General features: G+C 65.3%; 10 protein-coding genes. 5 read left to right on the plus strand and 5 right to left on the minus strand.

All coding sequences use genetic code 11. The features are described from left to right. The first annotated feature begins 13 nt into the window (after positions 1-13). The 4 genes from eccCa (at position 14) to AB0C34_RS02040 (ending at position 8919) form a co-directional block, all read left to right on the plus strand. Positions 14-4060, plus strand: a complete 4047-nt coding sequence (gene eccCa / locus AB0C34_RS02025; protein ID WP_357066528.1) for a type VII secretion protein EccCa — start codon at positions 14-16, stop codon at positions 4058-4060. A 391-nt stretch (positions 4061-4451) separates the two neighbouring features. Continuing rightward, entirely contained in the window at positions 4452-7394 is a 2943-nt protein-coding gene (locus tag AB0C34_RS02030) for an AAA family ATPase (protein ID WP_357066530.1), read from the plus strand. A gap of 60 nt (positions 7395-7454) precedes the next feature. After that, the gene (locus AB0C34_RS02035; protein ID WP_357066532.1) at positions 7455-8060 is read left to right on the plus strand and encodes a TetR/AcrR family transcriptional regulator; all 606 of its coding nucleotides are present in this window, start codon (positions 7455-7457) and stop codon (positions 8058-8060) included. Between the two features lie 88 nt (positions 8061-8148). Continuing rightward, positions 8149-8919 (plus strand): glucose 1-dehydrogenase, encoded by a 771-nt coding sequence (locus AB0C34_RS02040; protein ID WP_357066534.1) that lies wholly within the window; start codon positions 8149-8151, stop codon positions 8917-8919. A 59-nt stretch (positions 8920-8978) separates the two neighbouring features. Here AB0C34_RS02040 and AB0C34_RS02045 read toward each other — a convergent pair whose 3' ends face one another. Genes AB0C34_RS02045 through AB0C34_RS02055 form a run of 3 tightly spaced genes read right to left on the minus strand, consistent with a single transcriptional unit; the run spans position 8979 to position 11746 of the window. Then, positions 8979-10190, minus strand: a complete 1212-nt coding sequence (locus AB0C34_RS02045) for a hypothetical protein (protein WP_357066536.1) — start codon at positions 10188-10190, stop codon at positions 8979-8981. Positions 10191-10239: 49 nt separating this feature from the next. Beyond that, entirely contained in the window at positions 10240-11490 is a 1251-nt protein-coding gene (locus AB0C34_RS02050) for an MFS transporter (protein WP_357066538.1), read from the minus strand. Between the two features lie 28 nt (positions 11491-11518). Beyond that, complete coding sequence (locus AB0C34_RS02055; protein WP_357066540.1) at positions 11519-11746, minus strand: hypothetical protein; 228 nt, start codon at positions 11744-11746, stop codon at positions 11519-11521. 213 nt (positions 11747-11959) lie between these two features. On the opposite strand from AB0C34_RS02055, the gene AB0C34_RS02060 reads away from it, so the two are divergent. Next, positions 11960-14764, plus strand: a complete 2805-nt coding sequence (locus AB0C34_RS02060; RefSeq protein ID WP_357066542.1) for an AAA family ATPase — start codon at positions 11960-11962, stop codon at positions 14762-14764. A 120-nt stretch (positions 14765-14884) separates the two neighbouring features. Here AB0C34_RS02060 and AB0C34_RS02065 read toward each other — a convergent pair whose 3' ends face one another. Continuing rightward, a complete protein-coding gene (locus tag AB0C34_RS02065; protein ID WP_357066544.1) occupies positions 14885-15337 on the minus strand; it encodes a hypothetical protein in 453 nt (150 codons plus the stop codon). Positions 15338-15923: 586 nt separating this feature from the next. After that, positions 15924-16706, minus strand: a complete 783-nt coding sequence (locus AB0C34_RS02070; RefSeq protein WP_357066546.1) for a serine/threonine protein phosphatase — start codon at positions 16704-16706, stop codon at positions 15924-15926. Positions 16707-19168: the final 2462 nt, after the last annotated feature.

A 19168-nucleotide genomic window follows, 5' to 3' on the forward strand; every position in this document is an offset into this window, starting at 1 on the left:
CGAGAGGACCACAGTGAGTACCGAAGGCTTTGTGCGCCTGACCCGGATCGCCCCGCCCCGCGTACCTGGCGCCGAGGTCATCCTCAATCCGCCACCGGAGCTACCTCGCCCGGTGCCCGGGGGATTACTGATGAAGTTGATGCCGGTGGTGCTGATCGTCGCGGTCGTCGGCATGATCGCACTGATGATCACCTCGGGCACGCGGTCATTGCTGAGCAACCCGCTCACCATGATGTTCCCGGTGATGATGCTGATGTCGATGGGCGGCATGTTTTTCGGCGGCGCGTTCGGAAAAGGGGCGAACAAGAGCGCGGCCGAACTGAACGAAGACCGCAAGGACTACTTCCGTTACCTCGACCAGCTGCGCAAGGACGTCCGCAAGACCGCGCTGGTGCAGAGCGAGGCGCTGGAGTGGTCGCATCCGCATCCGACGGACCTGTACTCGTTGGTCGGCACGCGGCGAATGTGGGAACGCAGGCCCAACGATCCCGATTTCGGACATGTTCGCATCGGCGTCGGTAGCCACCGCCTCGCTTCCAAACTGGCCCGTCCGGAGACCGGACCGGTGGAGGACCTGGAGCCGGTGTCGACGGTGGCGTTGCGACGGTTCGTGCGCACCCACTCGGTGGTGCACGGGCTGCCGACAGCCCTGTCGTTGCGCGCCTTCCCCGCGATCAACATCGAAGGCGACCGTGTCCAGTCACGAAAGCTGCTGCGGTCCATGATTTTACAGCTGTGCACCTTTCACGGACCCGACCACTTGGCGCTGGCCGTCGTCTGCGCCGACCCGGACGGACCGGACTGGGCGTGGGCGAAATGGCTACCACAACTCCAGCATCCCGCGCTGCGCGACGGAATGGGCTCGGCGCGCATGATGTTCGACTCACTGTCGGAGTTGGAGACCGCGCTCTCGGAGGAACTCCTGGAACGCGGCCGGTTCATGCGCAACGCTCAGCCCACCGCCGGGCGAGTTCACGTCGTGGTGGTGATCGATGACGGATACGTCAACGGCACCGAGCGGATCATCAGCGACGCGGGACTGGATTCGGTCACCATCATCGATGTGACGGCCCCGCAGGCGGGGCTCGCGGTGCGGCGCGGACTGCAACTCGTGGCTACTGACGACGGTATGGTGGCGGCCAAATCCGCCGGGGGCGTGGAGAAGTTCGCCACAGCGGATGTGGTGAGTCGCACCGAGGCCGAGACGTTCGGCCGCGCGGTCGCCCGCTTCCGCGTTGCCACCGCAGCCCAAATCGTCGATCTCGGCGACGATGTCCGCACCGATCCTGGCCTGATGGCGCTGTTGAAGATCAACGACGCTGCCGAGATCGACCCGCAGGCGGTGTGGCGCCCGCGCAGCGCGCGGGAACGCCTGCGGGTCCCGATCGGCGTGTCGCCGGATGGCACACCGGTCGAGATCGACATCAAGGAGTCGGCCGAGAACGGCATGGGGCCCCATGGGTTGTGCATCGGCGCCACCGGGTCGGGCAAGTCGGAGTTTCTGCGCACGCTGGTGCTGTCGCTGGTGACCACCCATTCGCCGGACCTGCTGAACCTGGTCCTGGTGGACTTCAAGGGTGGCGCGACCTTTCTCGGTCTGGACCCGCTGCCGCATGTGGCGGCGGTCATCACCAACCTCGAGGAAGAGCTGGCCATGGTCGACCGCATGCGCGACGCGCTGTCGGGAGAGATGAACCGCCGCCAGGAACTGCTGCGCGCCGCGGGCAATTTCGCCAATGTCACCGAGTACGAGAAGGCGCGCGTCGGCGGTGCTCAGCTCGACCCGTTGCCCGCGCTGTTCGTCGTGGTCGACGAGTTCACCGAACTACTCGCGCAGAAACCGGATTTCGCCGAACTGTTCGTGATGATCGGGCGGCTCGGCCGGTCGCTGCGGGTACACCTGCTGTTGGCATCGCAGCGGTTGGAGGAGAACCGGTTGCGCGGACTGGACAGCCACCTGAGTTACCGGATCGGGTTGCGGACGTTCTCGGCGGGCGAGTCCCGCCAGGTGCTCGGCATCACCGACGCGTATCACCTGCCCAGCGTGCCGGGCTCTGCCTACCTCAAGAGTGACGCCGACGACCCGCTGCGGTTCAACACCACCTACGTCTCGGGCCCGTACGTCCCGCCCCGCGGCGCGCGGCGCTCGGTGGACGGAACAGTGGTCGGCGCGCAACCTGTGGAGATCTTCACGGCATCGCCCGTGAAGATCCCCGACCAGCCGGAACCCGCAACGGGGGAGCTGCCCGACCTCGACGAGCTGGCGGCGATGCTGTCGGGCGAGCCGCCGGGTGGTCCGGAGAAGACGCTGCTGCAGGTGGTGGTGGAGCGGCTGACCGGACATGGCCGGCCCGCGCACGAAGTGTGGCTGCCACCTCTGGACGTCTCGCCCTCGGTAGACATGCTGCTGCCCGACCCGTACTGGCAATCGCCCGCGAACCGGCACGGACAACTGTGGCTGCCGATCGGCGTCATCGACAAGCCGTACGAGCAGAAGCGCGACGTGCTGACCGTCGACCTGTCCGGCGCTCAGGGCAACGTCGCCGTCGTGGGTGGCCCGCAGGCGGGCAAGTCGACCGCACTACGCACGATCGTCATGTCCGCGGCCGCTACACACACCCCTGATCAGGTGCAGTTCTACTGCATCGACCTGGGCGGCGGCTCGCTCGCCGCGCTCAACGGGTTGCCGCACGTCGGCTCGACGGCGGGTCGGCTGGAAGGCGATCGGGTGCGCCGCACCATCGCAGAATTGACCACACTGCTGCGGCAGCGCGAGGAGCGATTCCTGACGCTGGGCATCGAGAACATGGCCGACTTCCGCAGGCGTAAAGCCGCGCTGACGCAGCGGAATGCGGACGAACGCGCCGCCGACCCGTTGTCGGCGGACCTGTTCGGCGATGTCTTCCTGGTGATCGACGGGTGGGCCGCATTCCGCGAGGAATTCGAGCCACTGGAGGGCCTGGTCAACGCTATTGCCGCACAGGGGCTTTCCTACGGCGTGCACGTGATACTCGGCGCGTCACGCTGGGTGGAGATCCGTCCAGTGGTCAAGGACCAGATCGGAACCAGGCTGGAGCTGCGGCTCGGCGATCCGTCGGACTCGGAGATGGACCGCCGCGTCGCCGTGCACGTGCCCGTCGGGCACCCGGGGCGCGGGTTGACACCGGACTGCCTGCACATGCTGATTGCACTGCCACGTCTGGATTCCCAACTGGAGCCGGAGACGCTCGCCGACGGTGTGGCCGCGGCGAAGGAGCAGTTGCCCGTGTTATATGGCGACTGTCGCGCTCCTGCGGTGCGGATGCTGCCCGCGCGGGTCGACCGGGCTCGAGTGATCGCGCAGGCGCAGGCCGATGGCGCGGATTTGGGAGCGACTCGGGTCGCGATCGGATTGGGGGAGTCGGCATTGCAGCCGATCGTGCTGGATTTCGACGCCCAGCCGCATCTGCTGATCTTCGGTGATGTCGAGGCGGGCAAGACGACGGTGTTGCGCACCATCGTCGAGGGCATCGTCGAGCGGACCACGCCGGAGCAGGCACGGGTGATACTCATCGACTACCGGCGCACGATGCTCGGCGTCGTCGAGGGCGACCACCTCGCCGGGTATGCGACATCGTCGCAGACGTCGGTTCCCATGCTGAAGGAAGTCGCCGAATATCTGGAGGAGCGGATTCCGGGTCCCGGCATCACCCCGCAGGAGCTGCGCGAGCGCAACTGGTGGTCCGGGCCGGAAATCTATGTCGTGGTCGACGACTATGACATGGTGTCGTCGCAGAACCCGCTGACGGCTCTGCTGGAAATTCTGCCGCAGGCTCGCGATATCGGTCTGCACGTGATCATCGCCCGTCGCGCGGGCGGTGCGGGCCGCGCGTTGTACGACTCGGTACTCGGCCCACTCAAGGACATGTCGGTGGACGCGTTCTTGATGAGTGCGCCGAAGGACGAGGGCGTCATTCTCGGCGGTGTGCGGTCCTCGAAGCTCCCCCCCGGCCGCGGCCACCTCGTCTCTCGCAGCCGTGACACGGAAATGGTCCAGATCAGCTATCTCCCATTGTTATGACCGGCGTCCGCCGCGGCCGCGATGTTGCGGAGCGATCACCGATACGCCGAATCGGTGTGCAATTTTCGCGCAATGAAAGTTTCGTTGAGCAGTCCCGGCGTCGAACGCAGTGGTGGTGAGCTGACCGGAGAACCCGATATCGCCGAACTGTTCGATTCGAATTGATCTGTGCGCCACTGTATTTCGAACCCAGCCACGACGTGGTGCCGAATTGACTACTTCGGTAGACAATTCGTTTGCGACACTAACCGCAGCGGTGAATTCCCTCCTTCCGCAGAACCACAAGCTGTTCTGCTGCGCTGAGCAGGACACCGCCGGGTGGCCGGGTTAGAATTCATCCGAAATTCGCAGGGACACTTCGCGAATACTGCTGTCGGTATTGGGATGTGGCATGAGGTCGCCAGGTAGTTTTATTCGGCCGCTCGTAGGCCGTCTCGAGGAAATGCGCACACTCAACGATGCGCTGGACGTCGCACAACAGGGAGGTACCGCCGTAGTCGCGGTGACCGGGGAGCCGGGTATCGGCAAGACTCGATTGGTGCAGGAGACATCTCGGGAAGCGATCACGAGAGGCTTTCAGGTGCTCGACGGTCGCGGGACGGAACTCGAACACGAGGTCCCTTACGCCGTCCTGATCGACGCGCTGGACGAACCACTCGGGCTGTTGTCTCGCATGGAGAGGACCGCGCTCGACGCCGAGACCTTGTCGGAGCTGGGCGGGGTACTGCCGTCATCGCATCGACATGCGGCAGGACTGGCGCCACCTGTTCGCGTGGAACGGCACCGCTTTCACCGCAGTGTGCGGGTAGCGCTGCGGAAGTTGGCGGCGCGGCGGCCATTGCTCCTGGTGCTCGACGACGTGCACTGGGCCGACCATGCCTCGTTCGAAGTGATCGCCCACCTGCTGCGAAACCCGGTGCAGCGGTGCGCTCTCGTGTTGGCGCATCGCTCCGGACAGTTGCCATCGGTGGATGCCACCGCCCTGTTCCGGGCCGCGTACGAGAATATCGTGACGCAGTTGGAACTTGGGCCGTTGTCGCTACGCGAGACCGTCGAACTGCTCACCGGGCACGGTGACGAGGCCGAACTGGCCGACCTGCATCGTGAGTGCGGCGGCAATCCTTTTTACCTGCAGGAACTTTCCCGCGTTCGGAGGCATGGCGACCACGGGCCCGGCTCGCTGGAATCCGGTGGCACTTCGACGAGCAGGGTTCCCGCGATCATCCAGGCTGCTCTGGAGCAAGAGATCCGAGCGCTGTCCGCGAGCGCGCGTACGCTGCTACAAGCCGCGGCCGTCGTTGGTGAACCCTTCGACCTCGATCTCGCCGCCGAGATCGCCGACCTGGACGAGGTCGATGTGGGCCGTGCCACGCACGAGCTGATGGAGACCGGGCTCGCCCACGAGTCCGGAGTACCGGGGCGACTGGGCTTCCGGCATCCCTTGATCCGCCGTGCGGTCTACGAGCGAATCGGATACGGATGGCGTAAGCAGGCGCACCAACGGGCCGCCGAAGCCCTCGCCGACCGTAGCTCCACCCTGGCGCTGCGCGCGCATCATCTCGAGCACTGCGGCACCGTGGGGGATGCCGCGGCCATCGCTGTGCTGACCGACGCGGGGGCCGCCGTCGCCCCGCGCGCCCCGGTCGCCGCCGCCAGATGGTTCCGGGCCGCATTGCGTCTGCTGCCGGACAGTGCCCAGACCGAGCAGCGGATGGCGCTGATGTTGGCGCTGGCCGAAGCGCTCCGTGCCTCCGGCCGCCTCCGGGAGAGCAGGGAGGTGCTCGGAGACGCATTGACGCTGGTTTCGCCCGCGGCGCCCGAGGACCGTGCCCGGATGATGGCGATGCTCGCCGTGACCGAACAGGGTCTCGGCAACGCGGCGGAGGGCCGGCGCCTCCTGACGAGCTCGCTGGCGCTCACTCCCCCCGACACCGTGGAGGCAGCCGCGCTAGAGCTGGAGCTCATCAAAAACCATGTGATGGTGTTGGACTGGGCCAGTGCGGTGTCGGTCGCGTCGGAGATCCGGCAATCCGCCCGCGCGCTCGATGATCCGCGGTTGTACTTCCTGGCGACCGCGGCCGCGGCCTTCGTGGGTATCAGCCAGTCCGGTGACATGCTGCTGCGTGGGCAGTTCGATCTCGATGAGGCCGTGAAAACGCTCGATTCGCTCGACGACCGTGATGTCGCGCCCGCGCTGCTCGACGGACTGACCGACGTGGCGATGGCCGAGACGAATCTCGAGCGGTGGGAGGACGCGGTCGAGCACGCGGATCGGGGAATCCTGCTGTGCCGTACGAGCGGGCATGGCCGGCATCTGGTCGAGTTGGCGCATCTGAAAGCCGTCTCTCTGCTGGTGCAAGGCCGACTCGAGCAAGCACTCGCCGCGGCCGAGGACGCCGTCGAAACGGCGCTGCTGCTGGATAATCCGCCGATGGTCGCGATGACCGAGGCGACGCGTGCGTGGGCGCTGTCGCTGTTGGGGCGTACCAGTCAGGCGCTCACCGCCGCTGCCGACAGTGTTCGAGTAGGCGCCCAAGCGCCCACCGGGATGAGTTCGTGGCTCGCTCCTGTCGTGTACGGCGGCGTGCTGATCGAGGCGGGCCACTATCAGCGTGGCCGTCAGCAGATCGTCCAACTCGGTGGTTACGCCGGCGACTACCTCACCATGCTCGACATGACGTCCATGCCGCATTTCTTTCGGCCCCTCGTCGACGCGGAACTGGCACTCGGGCGAATCGACGCCGCGGAGACGTTGGCTCGGCGAATCGAGGCCATCGCCGCCGCCGCGCCGATGATGCACATGCGCATCGGCGACGCCCAGTACGCGCGCGCCCGTGTCCTGCTCGCGCGGAAGGATGCCGACGCCGCTGTGCGCAGCGCCGAGCAATCCGTCGCCGAGTACCGAATCAGCGGAACCGTGGTGGAGGCCGCTCGGGCGCGGCTGGTGCTCGGTCATGCGCTCGCAGACTTGGGCGTGGAGACGGCAGCCAGACACGAATTCGCCAGTGCGCTGTCGACATTCGAGAGCCGCGGTGCCGAGCAGCTGGCCGAACGAGCGCGTCTGGCGCTGCACCGGGTAGGCGAACGCCAGACTTCGGGCCGGCGTCGTCGATCCCGCGCGACCGCCGTCGGCTTCAGCGGGCTCACGGAACGCCAAATCGAGATCATCAGCCGTGTCGTGCTCGGCATGACCAACCGCCAGATCTCCAACGAGCTCTATTTGAGTGAGAAGACAATAGAGGCACATCTGAACCGCTTGTTCACCAAATTGGGGGTCTCCTCCCGAACCGAACTCGCCGCCCTGGCCGCCGAGCAGGCGCAACGGCACATGTGATGCCGCGGCGAAGGATTTCACCCGTACAATGGACCCTCTAGTCCACTGAGGAGGTGTGCGGTGCGTGCTGCGTTGACGCCGAAGGGGCTGGCAACGCGGGCACGTATCGTCGAGGGAGCCGCGGGGGTGTTGCGCGAGAAGGGGGTCGTCCGCGCAACCCTCGACGATGTGATGGCCCGAACCGCCACCAGCAAGAGTCAACTTTTCCATTACTTCCCGGACGGGAAGGACCAGTTGCTGCTGGCGGTCGCACAGTACGAAGCCGACCGAGTGCTCGATGACCAGCAGCCCCACCTGAGTTGCCTGGACTCATGGGATGCCTGGTATCGGTGGCGTGACGCGGTGGTGCGTCGATACGAGGAGCAGGGTGACCAGTGTCCGCTCGGGGCATTGTTCTCGCAGGTCGGGCGGACGAATCCGGGGGCACGCGGGATCGTCGTCGAACTGATGCGACAGTGGCAGCAGAGCCTGGCCGCGGGAATCGAGGCGTTGCGAGACCAAGGCCTGATCGGCGCGGTCGACGTCGAACAGACCGCCGCCGCGCTACTGGCCGGCATCCAGGGCGGCGTGTCGATCATGCTCTCGACCGGGGAGTCGGCTCATCTGCGCGCCGCGCTCGACGTCACGATCGAGCAGTGGCGGACCTCCGCCCCGACTGCTGGGTGACCCGTTCACCAGGATTATTGGACTTGACAGTCCATTTTTGTGCTCCCATGATCGACACAAATGTCCGACCATTCGGGAGAACACCATCATGCGTAGTCGACTACACCACAAAACCGCACTCATCACCGGGGCCACCAGCAATATCGGACGCGCCATCGCTCTGGCCTACGGAACGGAAGGCGCACATGTCGTCGTGTCGGGACGCAGCCACGAGCGAGGTGCCGAAGTCGTCGAGGAAATCCGTGCCGCCGGCGGTCGCGCCGATTTCGTCGCCGCCGATCTCGACGGATCCGCCGCCGCGTCCCGCGCACTGGCCGAGCAGGCCACCCGCGTTCTCGGTGGCCGCATCGACATCCTGGTCAACAATGCGGGCATCTATCCTGGCCCGACCACATTGGACACCGATGAGGAGACTTTCGATCGGGTCTACGCCCTCAATGTGAAGGCGCCGTTCTTCCTGACCGCGGCAGTGGCGCCTGCGATGGTCGACGCGGGCGGCGGTGCGATAGTCAACCTCGGGTCGTGGATCGCGCGACTCGGTATCCCGGTCGGCGCGCTATACAGCTCGACCAAGGGCGCGGTCGAAACTCTCACCCGCGCATGGGCCGCCGAGTTCGGTCCGGGCGGCGTCCGGGTCAATGCCATCTCGCCCGGCGTGGTCCGTACCTCGAGCCCCGAGGAAACCGCACTCGCACCCGGCGACGTCATGATGGTCGGGACCCCGGCGGGCGCCATCGGCTCGCCGGAGTCCATCGCGGCGGCCGCGGTCTACTTGGGCAGCGACGAAGCCTCCTTCGTCTATGGCGCAGTCCTCGACGTGGATGGCGGACGAACCACTGTCGCCGTTATCGCCGCCTGAAGCCGGCGGTTTCGATTTTCACTGACTGCCGCCGGCCGCCGAATTTTATGCCGGCCCGGTCAGACGGCAGCAAAGAAGTCGCCAACCCTCTTCCGGACTTCGGTGCATCGGAAATCCAGTTCGTCGGCGCTGTCCGCGACGACGAAGGCCAGTCCCAGCGCAACCGAATCCATCATCGACTGGGTCGGCGGGTACGTCTTACCCGGCACGGCCGCCACCCGGACCTCTTCGACGCCCGCAAGCCCCATGAGTTCGCCGGCGGCCCCACCCAGATATCGGGATTGTCGATCGATGCTGAAGAGCACAAGTGCGCCGCGTCGGGACAGCGAATAGCCGACGTGTCGCTCCGGTGCCGGAGTGCGAATCCCGAAAAGCTCTGCGATGTACTCGCACTCGCGGTGGATCTGTGAGTTGCCGGTGAGCAGATAAGTCTGTTGCGGATGGCCGATCCCGTGTGCCCGCGCGCCGAAATCGATCAGGCGGGGCCCCAGCGCACCGGACATGATCTCCATGTGCGCAGGTCCGACGAACATGCCCAAGGCATCGAGCACCTGCCGTGCGTACTCGGTCAGCTCGGCGACCACCGGGTCATCGTGGTCGAGCCACCTACCCCGCTCATAAACGAAGTCGCCGGAGCCTGACACCCACTTGTCATACACACTGACGCACAGAAGTTCATGACTGCCGTCAGCGGAGAAGGTGTCCACGGCGTATTCCACCCTCGGGGCGGGATACATTTCCTGGATCAGAGCGGCGGAGTTGCCCCCGAATAGTCCGGCGCTGTCCGTGATCGCGGATACGGCATCGATCAACTGGGCGGGGGTTTCTACCAATCGAACGTCCACGGAGGCGGCGCCCCGAGCCGGTTTGACCACCAGCTTCCGTCCTCGGCGTAGCTCCGCAACCGCCTCTGCCGGAACAGTATTGTGGCCTGCGGCAACTGATCGTGTTGCCAGACTGGGAACTCCAGCAGCCGCCAATGCCTCGAACATATGCTGTTTGTCCCACCGCCGCATCGGCAGAGCTGGACTGTTGGCGGGGCAATCCGCAATGTCGGCACGGAGGCGATCGCACAGTTCGACTCCGGGCTCGGATCCGGCGATGACATATTTCACCGATCGTTCCACGCACATCTGACGAAGCAGCTGGTAGGAAGCTCCGAAGTCTGCGGTGAAATCCAACGCGCCTGGAGTGGGCGCGCTACGGAACTCGGACACCAGGGCATGGTCGGTATCCAACAGGATCGTGTTGATCCCGTACTTCTCGAGCACGGGAGGATACAGTTTTCCCGAGCTTACTGGGTCTACGATCAAGACCGAATTATCCGACACGATTCGGACTCCTATCCTTATTCATCCCCGCCGCGACCGCTACTGCCCCGGCGGCCAACGAGATCTGGACGACGAGAGCCCAGTACAACGCACCATCGTGCAAGACTCCGAAGGCTCCGATCCCCGGTCCCACTGCGAAGCCGATCGACTGAGCGGCCGATAGATACCCTTGATACCTGGGGTTTTCCGAAGAAGACGAGAGCTTCGCTATCGACGCGCTCGCCAACGGTATGAAGATGGCCTCCCCCAGGGAGAACAGCACGAATCCGAAAATGCATACGGTCCAGCTGGTTCCCGCTCCGCAGACGGCGAGACCGACGCCTGTGACGGAAATTCCGAAGCCCAGCGCATAGTTCCATCTCAGCTTGGCGATGATAAAGCTGAGCGGCAACTCGAAGGCAATGATGAAGAGAGAGTTGACGATAAGTAGGACGCTAAATAGTTGCGTGCCGTCGGATAGTCGTGCAACGGATAGCGGAGTTCCGCTCATACTCTGCGCATAGACCGTCATCGCTATTCCGAAGACGACGACGATCGCCCACAGCCGAGCCGTTGGGGAGCGGCTTTCTCCGGTGCCGACGGGGGAGTGTGCATCGAACTCCTTCGGGGATGCCGATCCTTTCCGAGTTGCCGCGCGCTGCTCTGCGGCCCGAAGTCGCGGGCGCTCACGCAAGAGCAATGCCGCGGTCGATAGCGAGCCGAGCGACGACAGGAAGAACAGCAACGAGAAGTTGTCTTCGCCCACCAACGCGACAGCAATAGGGGCAACGGTGACGCCGCTGCTGAGAAAAATTCGATGGAAGGCGACCACCGTCACGGTGTCGCCTCGGTAGTTCGAGCCGGTGACCAATGCCGCCGCGGGCCCGGCGAACGACTGCGTCACCGCGACACTGAACGATGCCAGCACAATCGCGGACGCCGGATTCGTCGACATCAGTGCAAGTGCGAACAGCAAGGGAACATTGAGTACGGCGCCGGCGATCAGGACGTCGGTCGACCCGAACCTGGTCGCAGACCACCCGCCGGCGAGCGACCCGAGCACGCCGGCGAAACCGGCGGCGAACAACGCCAGAGACAGGGCCGAGGCGCTCAACCCAATCGATGTGTAGAACACCGTCGAATACAGCGCCAGAAATCCCACCGATCGAATGAGAAACGTGGCGACCGAAATGATCCACACTTCGGCGGGAAAAGATCGCAGATTCGGCCTGCCGATTACCGCGACAGTCAACGAGGACACCGCCTCGCATCGGGGAGAACATATCCGTTCACGCGGGGACGCTTCCCGTATCTATCCGCAACGACAGCTGTCGAGGCCAGCGGCCCGACACGGTGGTGGGCCACTCAGCCGAGGCCGCCTGGTCGGCGTCCGGCAGTTCGGCAGCGCCGATGTTCGGCGGGCGAGCGATGGTTTCCGTGACGACCTGCGCACCGATGCATGTGATTCCCCGCACCACCTCCGACGTGGGGTGGCGGGTCGGTGCCTCGGATTCCACCGGGTTCTCCTTCGCTCGGCAGCGTTCGAAACGCTCTGTGCCCGGAGTATTTCCGAGTATCAGGCTGCCGTAGTTCCGGACTCTAAATCAGGTGCGCAAGGAGAACATCCGTCATTCCAGACAGGAATATCCGCATCCGATCGCCGCGTGGCCGATGGCCGTACGCCTTTGGCGTCGCCCCGTCTTTCCTGGTCAACACCTAGTATCCAGTTTGTGCAGGACTCTCCCACCTCGGTGTTCGTCGGTCGCGGTGCCGAGTTGGTGTGTGTGGAGGCACTGGGGCGGCGCGCCGCCGCGGGGCGGGGGACGGTTGTCCTCGTCGAGGGTGAGCCCGGGATCGGCAAGTCAGCGCTGCTCGACGCGGCCGTACCCCGATATACCGCCGCGGGCATGTTCGTCCGCAGGGCAACCGCGAAGGAATTGCAACAGGGTGTGCCGTTCGCGGCGGTCGGCTCGTGGCTGGATGTGGACAGTGTCGAGCCCGATCCGACGTCGGACACGATTCGTGCGCTGTTGCGCAGCGGGAACAGAGCCGGCGACGGCGCGGCGACCCACGAATTCGCCATCACCGAGGCGATCCTCGATTCGGTCGACGCGTGGTGCAGTGCCGGCCCGGGCGTGTTGATCATCGATGATGTCCAGTGGGCGGATCGGCAGAGCCTGGTGATGCTGCATCGGCTTTGCGGTGTCCTGGACGATCTTCCGCTTCTGCTGATACTCGCGGCCCGGCCACTGCCGCAGCCCGAGGCCTACACGGTGCTGGCGGCCGATCTGGTGGAGCGCCGTGCCCCGACGATCCGTCTCGAACCGTTGGCCGAATCAGGCGCCGCGGAGCTGGTTCGGCACATGGTTGGTGCCACCCCCGGCGCGGAATTGATGCGTCAGGTGGCCGGCGCCCGCGGCAACCCGCTCTACATCACGGAATTGGTGGCCGCTCTGTTACGTGAGGATGCCATCACGATCATCGCCGACCTTGTCGACCGTGCGCGAACGGCGGCTGAGCGCCCGCCCGCTTTGCTGGCTGCGGCGATCTCGCGGCGGCTGGCATTGCTCTCCCGTACGGCACGGCACGTGTTGCCGATGGCGGCCGCACTGGGACCGACCGTCGATGTCGGGGAACTCGCGGCGGTCCTGAGCAGTTCGATTCTCGAAGTCTGGGGCGCGGTCACCGAGGCGATGGACGCCGGGCTGCTCACCCGGGTCGACTCCGAGTTGGTGTTCCGGCACGACCTGATCCAGAAGGCGCTTGCCGAACAACTGCCCGCCTCGCTGCGATCGGATGTGCTCCGCCGGGCCGGTCAGGTTCTGCAGACGACTGACGTGCCGATCGAGCGGATCGCGTATTATCTCTCGGCCGGCGACCACGAGCTGGACACAACCAGCCTCGAGTGGCTGGTGGCCGTGGCCGATAAGCTGATCGTGCGTGCGCCCGAGATAGCAGTGCAGCTGCTGGGTCGCGCGGCAGCGGTCGCGGACCTCGACCGCCGGACACGCGCGATCCTGACCAGCTTGCAGGCCCAAGCATTGTTGTGGAACGGCTCGGCCGCCGAGGCCGAGTCGGTGGTGCGCGCGGCGCTGCGCACTCGACCGGAAACCGGCGACGAGGTCGAGCTGAGCTGGCGACTCGCGGCAGCCTGCCACGCACAGGGCAAGTTGGCCGACGCGGTCGATATCGCGGAAACGGCACTGGCCACCGCTGATCTGAGTGCCGAGGCCGCGGGTCGCTTCCTCGGCCTGTGCGGACTGGACAATTTCTTTTTGGGGCGACTCGATGCGGCGGCGGCGGCCGGCCGACAGGCGCTCGATCTGGGCGAGGCCACCGATAATCCGCTCGCCACCGCATACGGTCTCCTGAGCCTGGGCGCCGTGCGCTACACCCAGGGCAATCTCACTGCGGCACTGGACTCGAGCAGCCGAATCGTCGCCGTATTCGAGGACGGATTCGGATCGGACCAATTCGATCCGTATGTATTGCATGCACACTGCCTGATCGAACTCGATCGGCTCACCGCCGCCGAGGAGACCTTGCAGACCGCCATTGTCCACAACCGCAGGACGAACGGTGCGTATCTGGCGCCGAACCTGGTTGCGAAGGCGCGGCTGCATCTATTGGACGGTCGCTGGGACGATGCGATCGCCGAATGCGCCTCTGCTATGGGTGCGCCCGACGTCTTCGGTTACGCGCCGGTCGCACACAGTTTCGCCGCGCTGATCGGAATCCGGCGCGGTACATTTCTCCCGGCCCCGGATACCGTTCCCGCACCGGACGGACAACTGGGCAGCAGCGGTTACGCGCAGCTCAATCCCTGGGTCAACGCGCTTATTCACGAGACGCGCGGTCGGCCGGACCTGGCATTGCAACTCTTGGTCGATGCTCAACATCGCCTGGCCGATGGGCTGTCCGCGCCCACGCTGCACTATGTCTTCCCCGACATCGCCCGACTGGCCGCCGCCGTCGGTGATCAGGACGCAGCACAATCGGTGCTGGCCGACGCTGACGCTCTGGTGGCGCGTGAGCCGACCGCGGCCAGAAACGGCACTGCCCTGCTCTGTCGCGGACTCGCCGAACACGAACCTGCTGCCCTCGCCGCGGCGGCGGCCGCATTCCGGGAGGCCGGGCGGCCGCTCTATGAAGGGCAGGCTTTCGAGAACGCAGCCGTGGTGCTCGCCGTAGCGGGACGCGGCGCGGAAGCCCGCGTCGCATTGGACGCCGCCGTGGATCTGTACACCCGGCTCGGAGCATCGTGGGATATCGCCCGCGCGGTCGCGCGTGTGCGGCCCTACGGAATTCGGCGCGGTGTCCGCGGACCGCGCAACCGTCCCAAATCAGGCTGGGCGGCGCTGACCGATACCGAACGAAAAGTCGCGGGCCTGGTGGCAGAAGGCCTTTCGAACGGCGACATCGCGACCCAGATGTTCCTGTCGCGCCGCACAATTCAATCTCACGTGTCCAATACCTTGGCGAAACTCGGACTCCGCTCGCGTCGCGAAATCGCCGCGGCCATGCGCGGCCACTGAAAGCGAAAATCGAGCCGACATATGTCGGCGTCATCTGTTCCCGCGTTACGGCTACCGCCGGTCGCTGGGCGAACTGTCAGCGCCACCGACGATGCGGTCGAACAGCTCGCCGGATGGCGGTCAGCCGCCGTCGTTGCCGCGGGCTTCGACAGCTTTGACGGACTTTCGAAACGCGTTTTCCAAGGTGCGCTTGCCGACGGTCCCGACCACGGCTTCGAGCGCCCGTCCGGTGAGATTCTTGCCCTCGCGTACCACGACGACATCCACATCGGTCGTTCCGTCCGGCCGGGACGTGAAGGTGTAGGTGTGGCCGGAATGGCCGCCCCACACATTGGAGTCGGTTGTCGTCATGACGACGCGGTTGGGGTCCGACCAGTCGTAGTGCAGGCGTTCCCAGATGCCGTGCGACCCTTCGGTCACGTCGGCCTGACCAGGGCCTCGGTTGTGCACCTCGAGGAATTTGTCGGCGCTGTTGCCGAACACTTTCGAGCGGCCGGGCCCGAAGTCGGTGAGCGCGGCGACGAACTGCTCGGGCGTCGAATTCGTCTTCTCCTTGAAGTGGAGGGTGGACATCTTTGCTCCTTTGTCTGTGTGGGCACGGTTCCCAGAGGGTGACGGTTCGAACGTCACCGGTACGCCTGCGGTACTCGGGCGCTGTGCCGGGTACCCGCGGATACCGCATCGGCTCGCCATTCGGAAGAGGGCCATCGTCTCGAGGCGGCGAGTGGTCGGCGAGGTTCTCGATCGAGTTCACGATGGTCCGCCGTCCAGGCGTGCTGTGTTCTGTGATCGCTATGGGTACCTCCTGAGCTTGCTGTCGCTCGAGAAAGCGGCGGGATTCGACTGCGCGTCGCGCAGGTGTGCTGTCGGTCCCGATCACAACCACCGGTCGGAGTCAGCGAAACCATCTCATTGCTGACCAGGCGCTACGCGAACGTCGCTGTTCTTCGCGCTAGTTCTACTTTCGCCGCCGATCGCATCGGATGCAAACTCGCTCCAGTGGGGACTTGCGGTCGGACGGGGTCGGCAATCGCGGCCGGTCCGGAGGCTGCGGGACGAACCACCGTATTTCTGCCGACAAACGCTTGGCAGTGGATCGACCGGCTCCCGGGGTCGATCCACTGCCAGGTGGGTTCCCTCAAGCAGACCTGACGGGCTGCTAACCGCGTTCGTCGAGAACTGCTGGCGCTGCGGGACGGCGCGACGGTAGGTCCACGACCAGCGCGGTGGTGTTGTCGGTTCCTCCGCCCTGGAGGGCGGTGTCCACCAGGGAGTTCGCGATGGTTCCTGCGGTGTCGCCGTCCGCGAGTAAGGCTTTGATTTCGGCGATACCGAGTCGCTTGTGCACACCGTCGGTGCTCAGCAGTAGCCTGCCCGTGCTCGATCCGGTCGCGGCATAGCCGATATCGGTCGGCCGCGTGGTGCGCGCCGAGGTGGTGACGACATTGTCCATCCTTGCCGGGGGAATGAGCCCGCGGGCTCGCCACATTTCGGCGAGCGTGTGGTCTGTGGTGATCTGGTGCAGCACTCGTCCATTCCACCGGTAGGCGCGACAGTCGCCGACCCATGCCACCTCGCAGGGCCCATCCGGGCGACCGTCGGCCGGTAGCACCGCGACGACGAGCACACTGTCGGCCGACGGCTCCGGAACCTCGCGCAGCAGTTCCTGGTGCGCCGCGAGAATCCCCGCCCGGGCGCCGTGGCGTGCACCCACTCGCGCCGCTACCGAAGCAACTGTGCGTGCGGCCCTGGCAGCCAGCAGATGATCCCCGACACCGTCGGCGACAACGAACGCGGTCGACCCGGTCACCGTGTCGGTCTCGATGGCCACCGCGTCGGCGTTGATCGTCCGCGATCCACGCCGAGTCGCCCAATTCGCCAACGGTTCGGCAGGTCCGGGTAGCTCCAGGCGTGGCATGCTCGGGGTAGTGGCAGAATGCATGGGCTTGACCTCCCCGAGCCGGATTCGTCCAGGTGCTGCTTGCTGATCAGCACCTGTTCAGGACATCGCCTTACACCGTGCACTTCACCAGAATCGCCCGTGTACTTGCTGTGAATTCGCTTTCGATCGGGTCACGGCGGATGCCGCCGCGGGCCCCTGGTCCTACCGGTCACGCGACTCACCATGTCTTGACGCCCTGCGTCGCAGGGGAGCCCGCCGGTGTGACGCGGTGCCGCTCGGCGGCATTATCGCGCGGCCGACGAGCGACCCCGAGCTGATGGGAGGCCGCGCCAGGTCGGATCCGTGGTCGGTGTTCGGGCACCCGAGGGCTCCGATCGACCGAATGTTTAGCGTCCTGATCTAACTACCGAAGCTCTCATAGGCGGTCGTATGGCCATCGGACGACATCTACCGGCAGCGGTCGCCGCGGTGTGGCGGTGTCAGCGCGTGTTGACCGGTTCGGGATCTACGTCGGAATCGCCGAGCCGGTGAACGTCGAACAGAAGGCGCCGTCCAGTCCGGCATCATCCGGCCGTGCTGACCATTGGTGAAATTCGCTCCCGCCCCGCGGCGTCGGCCGAGGCAACCGGACGGACGCGGGCAACGCGGGCGGCTGGTGTCGACGATCCCGACCGATCCGTGTATCCGACTGCGGCCCAAATCATCTCGCGGTTCTTATTTTTGGTCCGATACCATCGGAATTGTTCGGGTCGCCTTGCGGCATTCTACGACCGTTCGGCGACATTGGTTTTCGCGCACCTTCGGTCGAAATTTCCAGAGTCGGCTCCGCTCTTGCGAATCCATACTGTCGCGCTCGAGTGCGAATTGGGCGATCGATGATGACATGCGTTCCTGCGGCTCGGATAGCTGTCGATCAACTGAGGTCGATCACTGTCCTCGCGCCCGGCTAAGCCTCGATTTGCTGATCGATATCTGGTTAGGATCTGATCTCGCGATGGAGTGGATTCGACCTGCGTAAGTGACCTGATAACCAGAACATTGCCTGTCCTATCCATCGTGCCACTGTCGCGCGTACACTTCGGCGACAAGTCGCATATTCGAGTGGCGTTTGACTGCTTGTCTCACGAAAGAGGTGAGGACATGGCCTTCGGGACGTTCTCCTACCAAAACGGCTCGGGATACTCCGACCGGATCGACAATCCGGACGATTACCGAACCTTTAATATTCAGATCGGGAAGGGCGCGGTGGATAACCAAACGAACGCCACAGTCAGGTTGTACACAGGCCCCGATGGCCGAGGGGACTCCGAATACGTGAATCCGCACAGCAGTAAGTATTTGAGCGGAAGTTATCAAAGCTGCATGTTCTCGACCTAGAGCCGGACGTGTCCGGGGATCGCAACGGACGGTCGTCCACGGGGCTATCGGCGAAGTGTCGCCGGGTGGGCCGAGCCCGCGCGGATGCGGGGCCGTCGGACTGTCCACCGATGCCTTGCCGACAAGGTGAATGGTGATGAACTCGGCGCGCCGAGCATCGACCCGATCGACCAGCAGAGGAGCAGCCAGGCGGCCGGCTGCGGCGGCACCCATCCGCCGATCAGCCGACGGGCACCGTCAGAGGGGCGGCCCTGCGGCGAGCAGCGCAGTGCGCGGTTGCCGCACCGAGACGAAGAGCCGCTGGCCACGGGGCGTGTCCGCTCGTGAGACGGCCGGCCTTGCCGGGCTCATACCATCACCGTGGTGGCGCGCGACAGTGAACCGCGTCGAACTACGCCGTCCTCGGCAAGTCATTCGTCGGTGAACTCGCCACCCGCCAGCGGCCTCGAAGTCCTCGGCCGTCGGCGTCCCGCTGCCGCTGACCGATGACGACGCCTCATCGCTGAAATCCGTGCTGCGGCAACGCTCGGATTTTCCTTGCCGCGGGCATCGATACCGAAAATTTCTCGCAATAATCCGAAAACGGACGAAAACGGATCGGAAAACCATTGCCCGAGTGTCGATCCAGGGTGTTAATGGAAGTAGCCGGGCCATCACTGGAGTCGGGGCACCCCCCGGTGTAGAGGAATATCTCGTCACGGCAACAAGGAGGCAGCGATATGCCTACCCATACCTCCCTCGCACCGAACTCGTGGGCTACCGCGGGCGCGGCGATCGGGATCGCCCGCAGGTCAACGACACCGACAGCGAACTCTGGAAGAAACTGTCGGGCGCTCGTCGAGCCCACCGGTCGCGAAAGCGCCGTCGACACCATGCGTGCTGTTGTCTGTGCGCCGCCGGTCGATATCCTCGCACCGCCGACGCAGGCCCCCGAAGCCGTCGAAAGACCGCGCAGTACCACGGCGGGACTGTAGCGACCTCGACGACGAGTTCCGGCACGGCAGCGCCCGCGTGATCGGCGCGGTGCCGACCGCGGGCAAGCCATCGGTGCGTACGGACGTGCGGCACAGCGACTCCGGTTCGCCGCCGAGCGAATCGGCCGAGGAACGCAGTTCGTCTCCCGC

Source organism: Nocardia sp. NPDC049220, assembly GCF_040647855.1.
In the GTDB taxonomy this organism is placed as follows: Bacteria; Actinomycetota; Actinomycetes; order Mycobacteriales; family Mycobacteriaceae; genus Nocardia.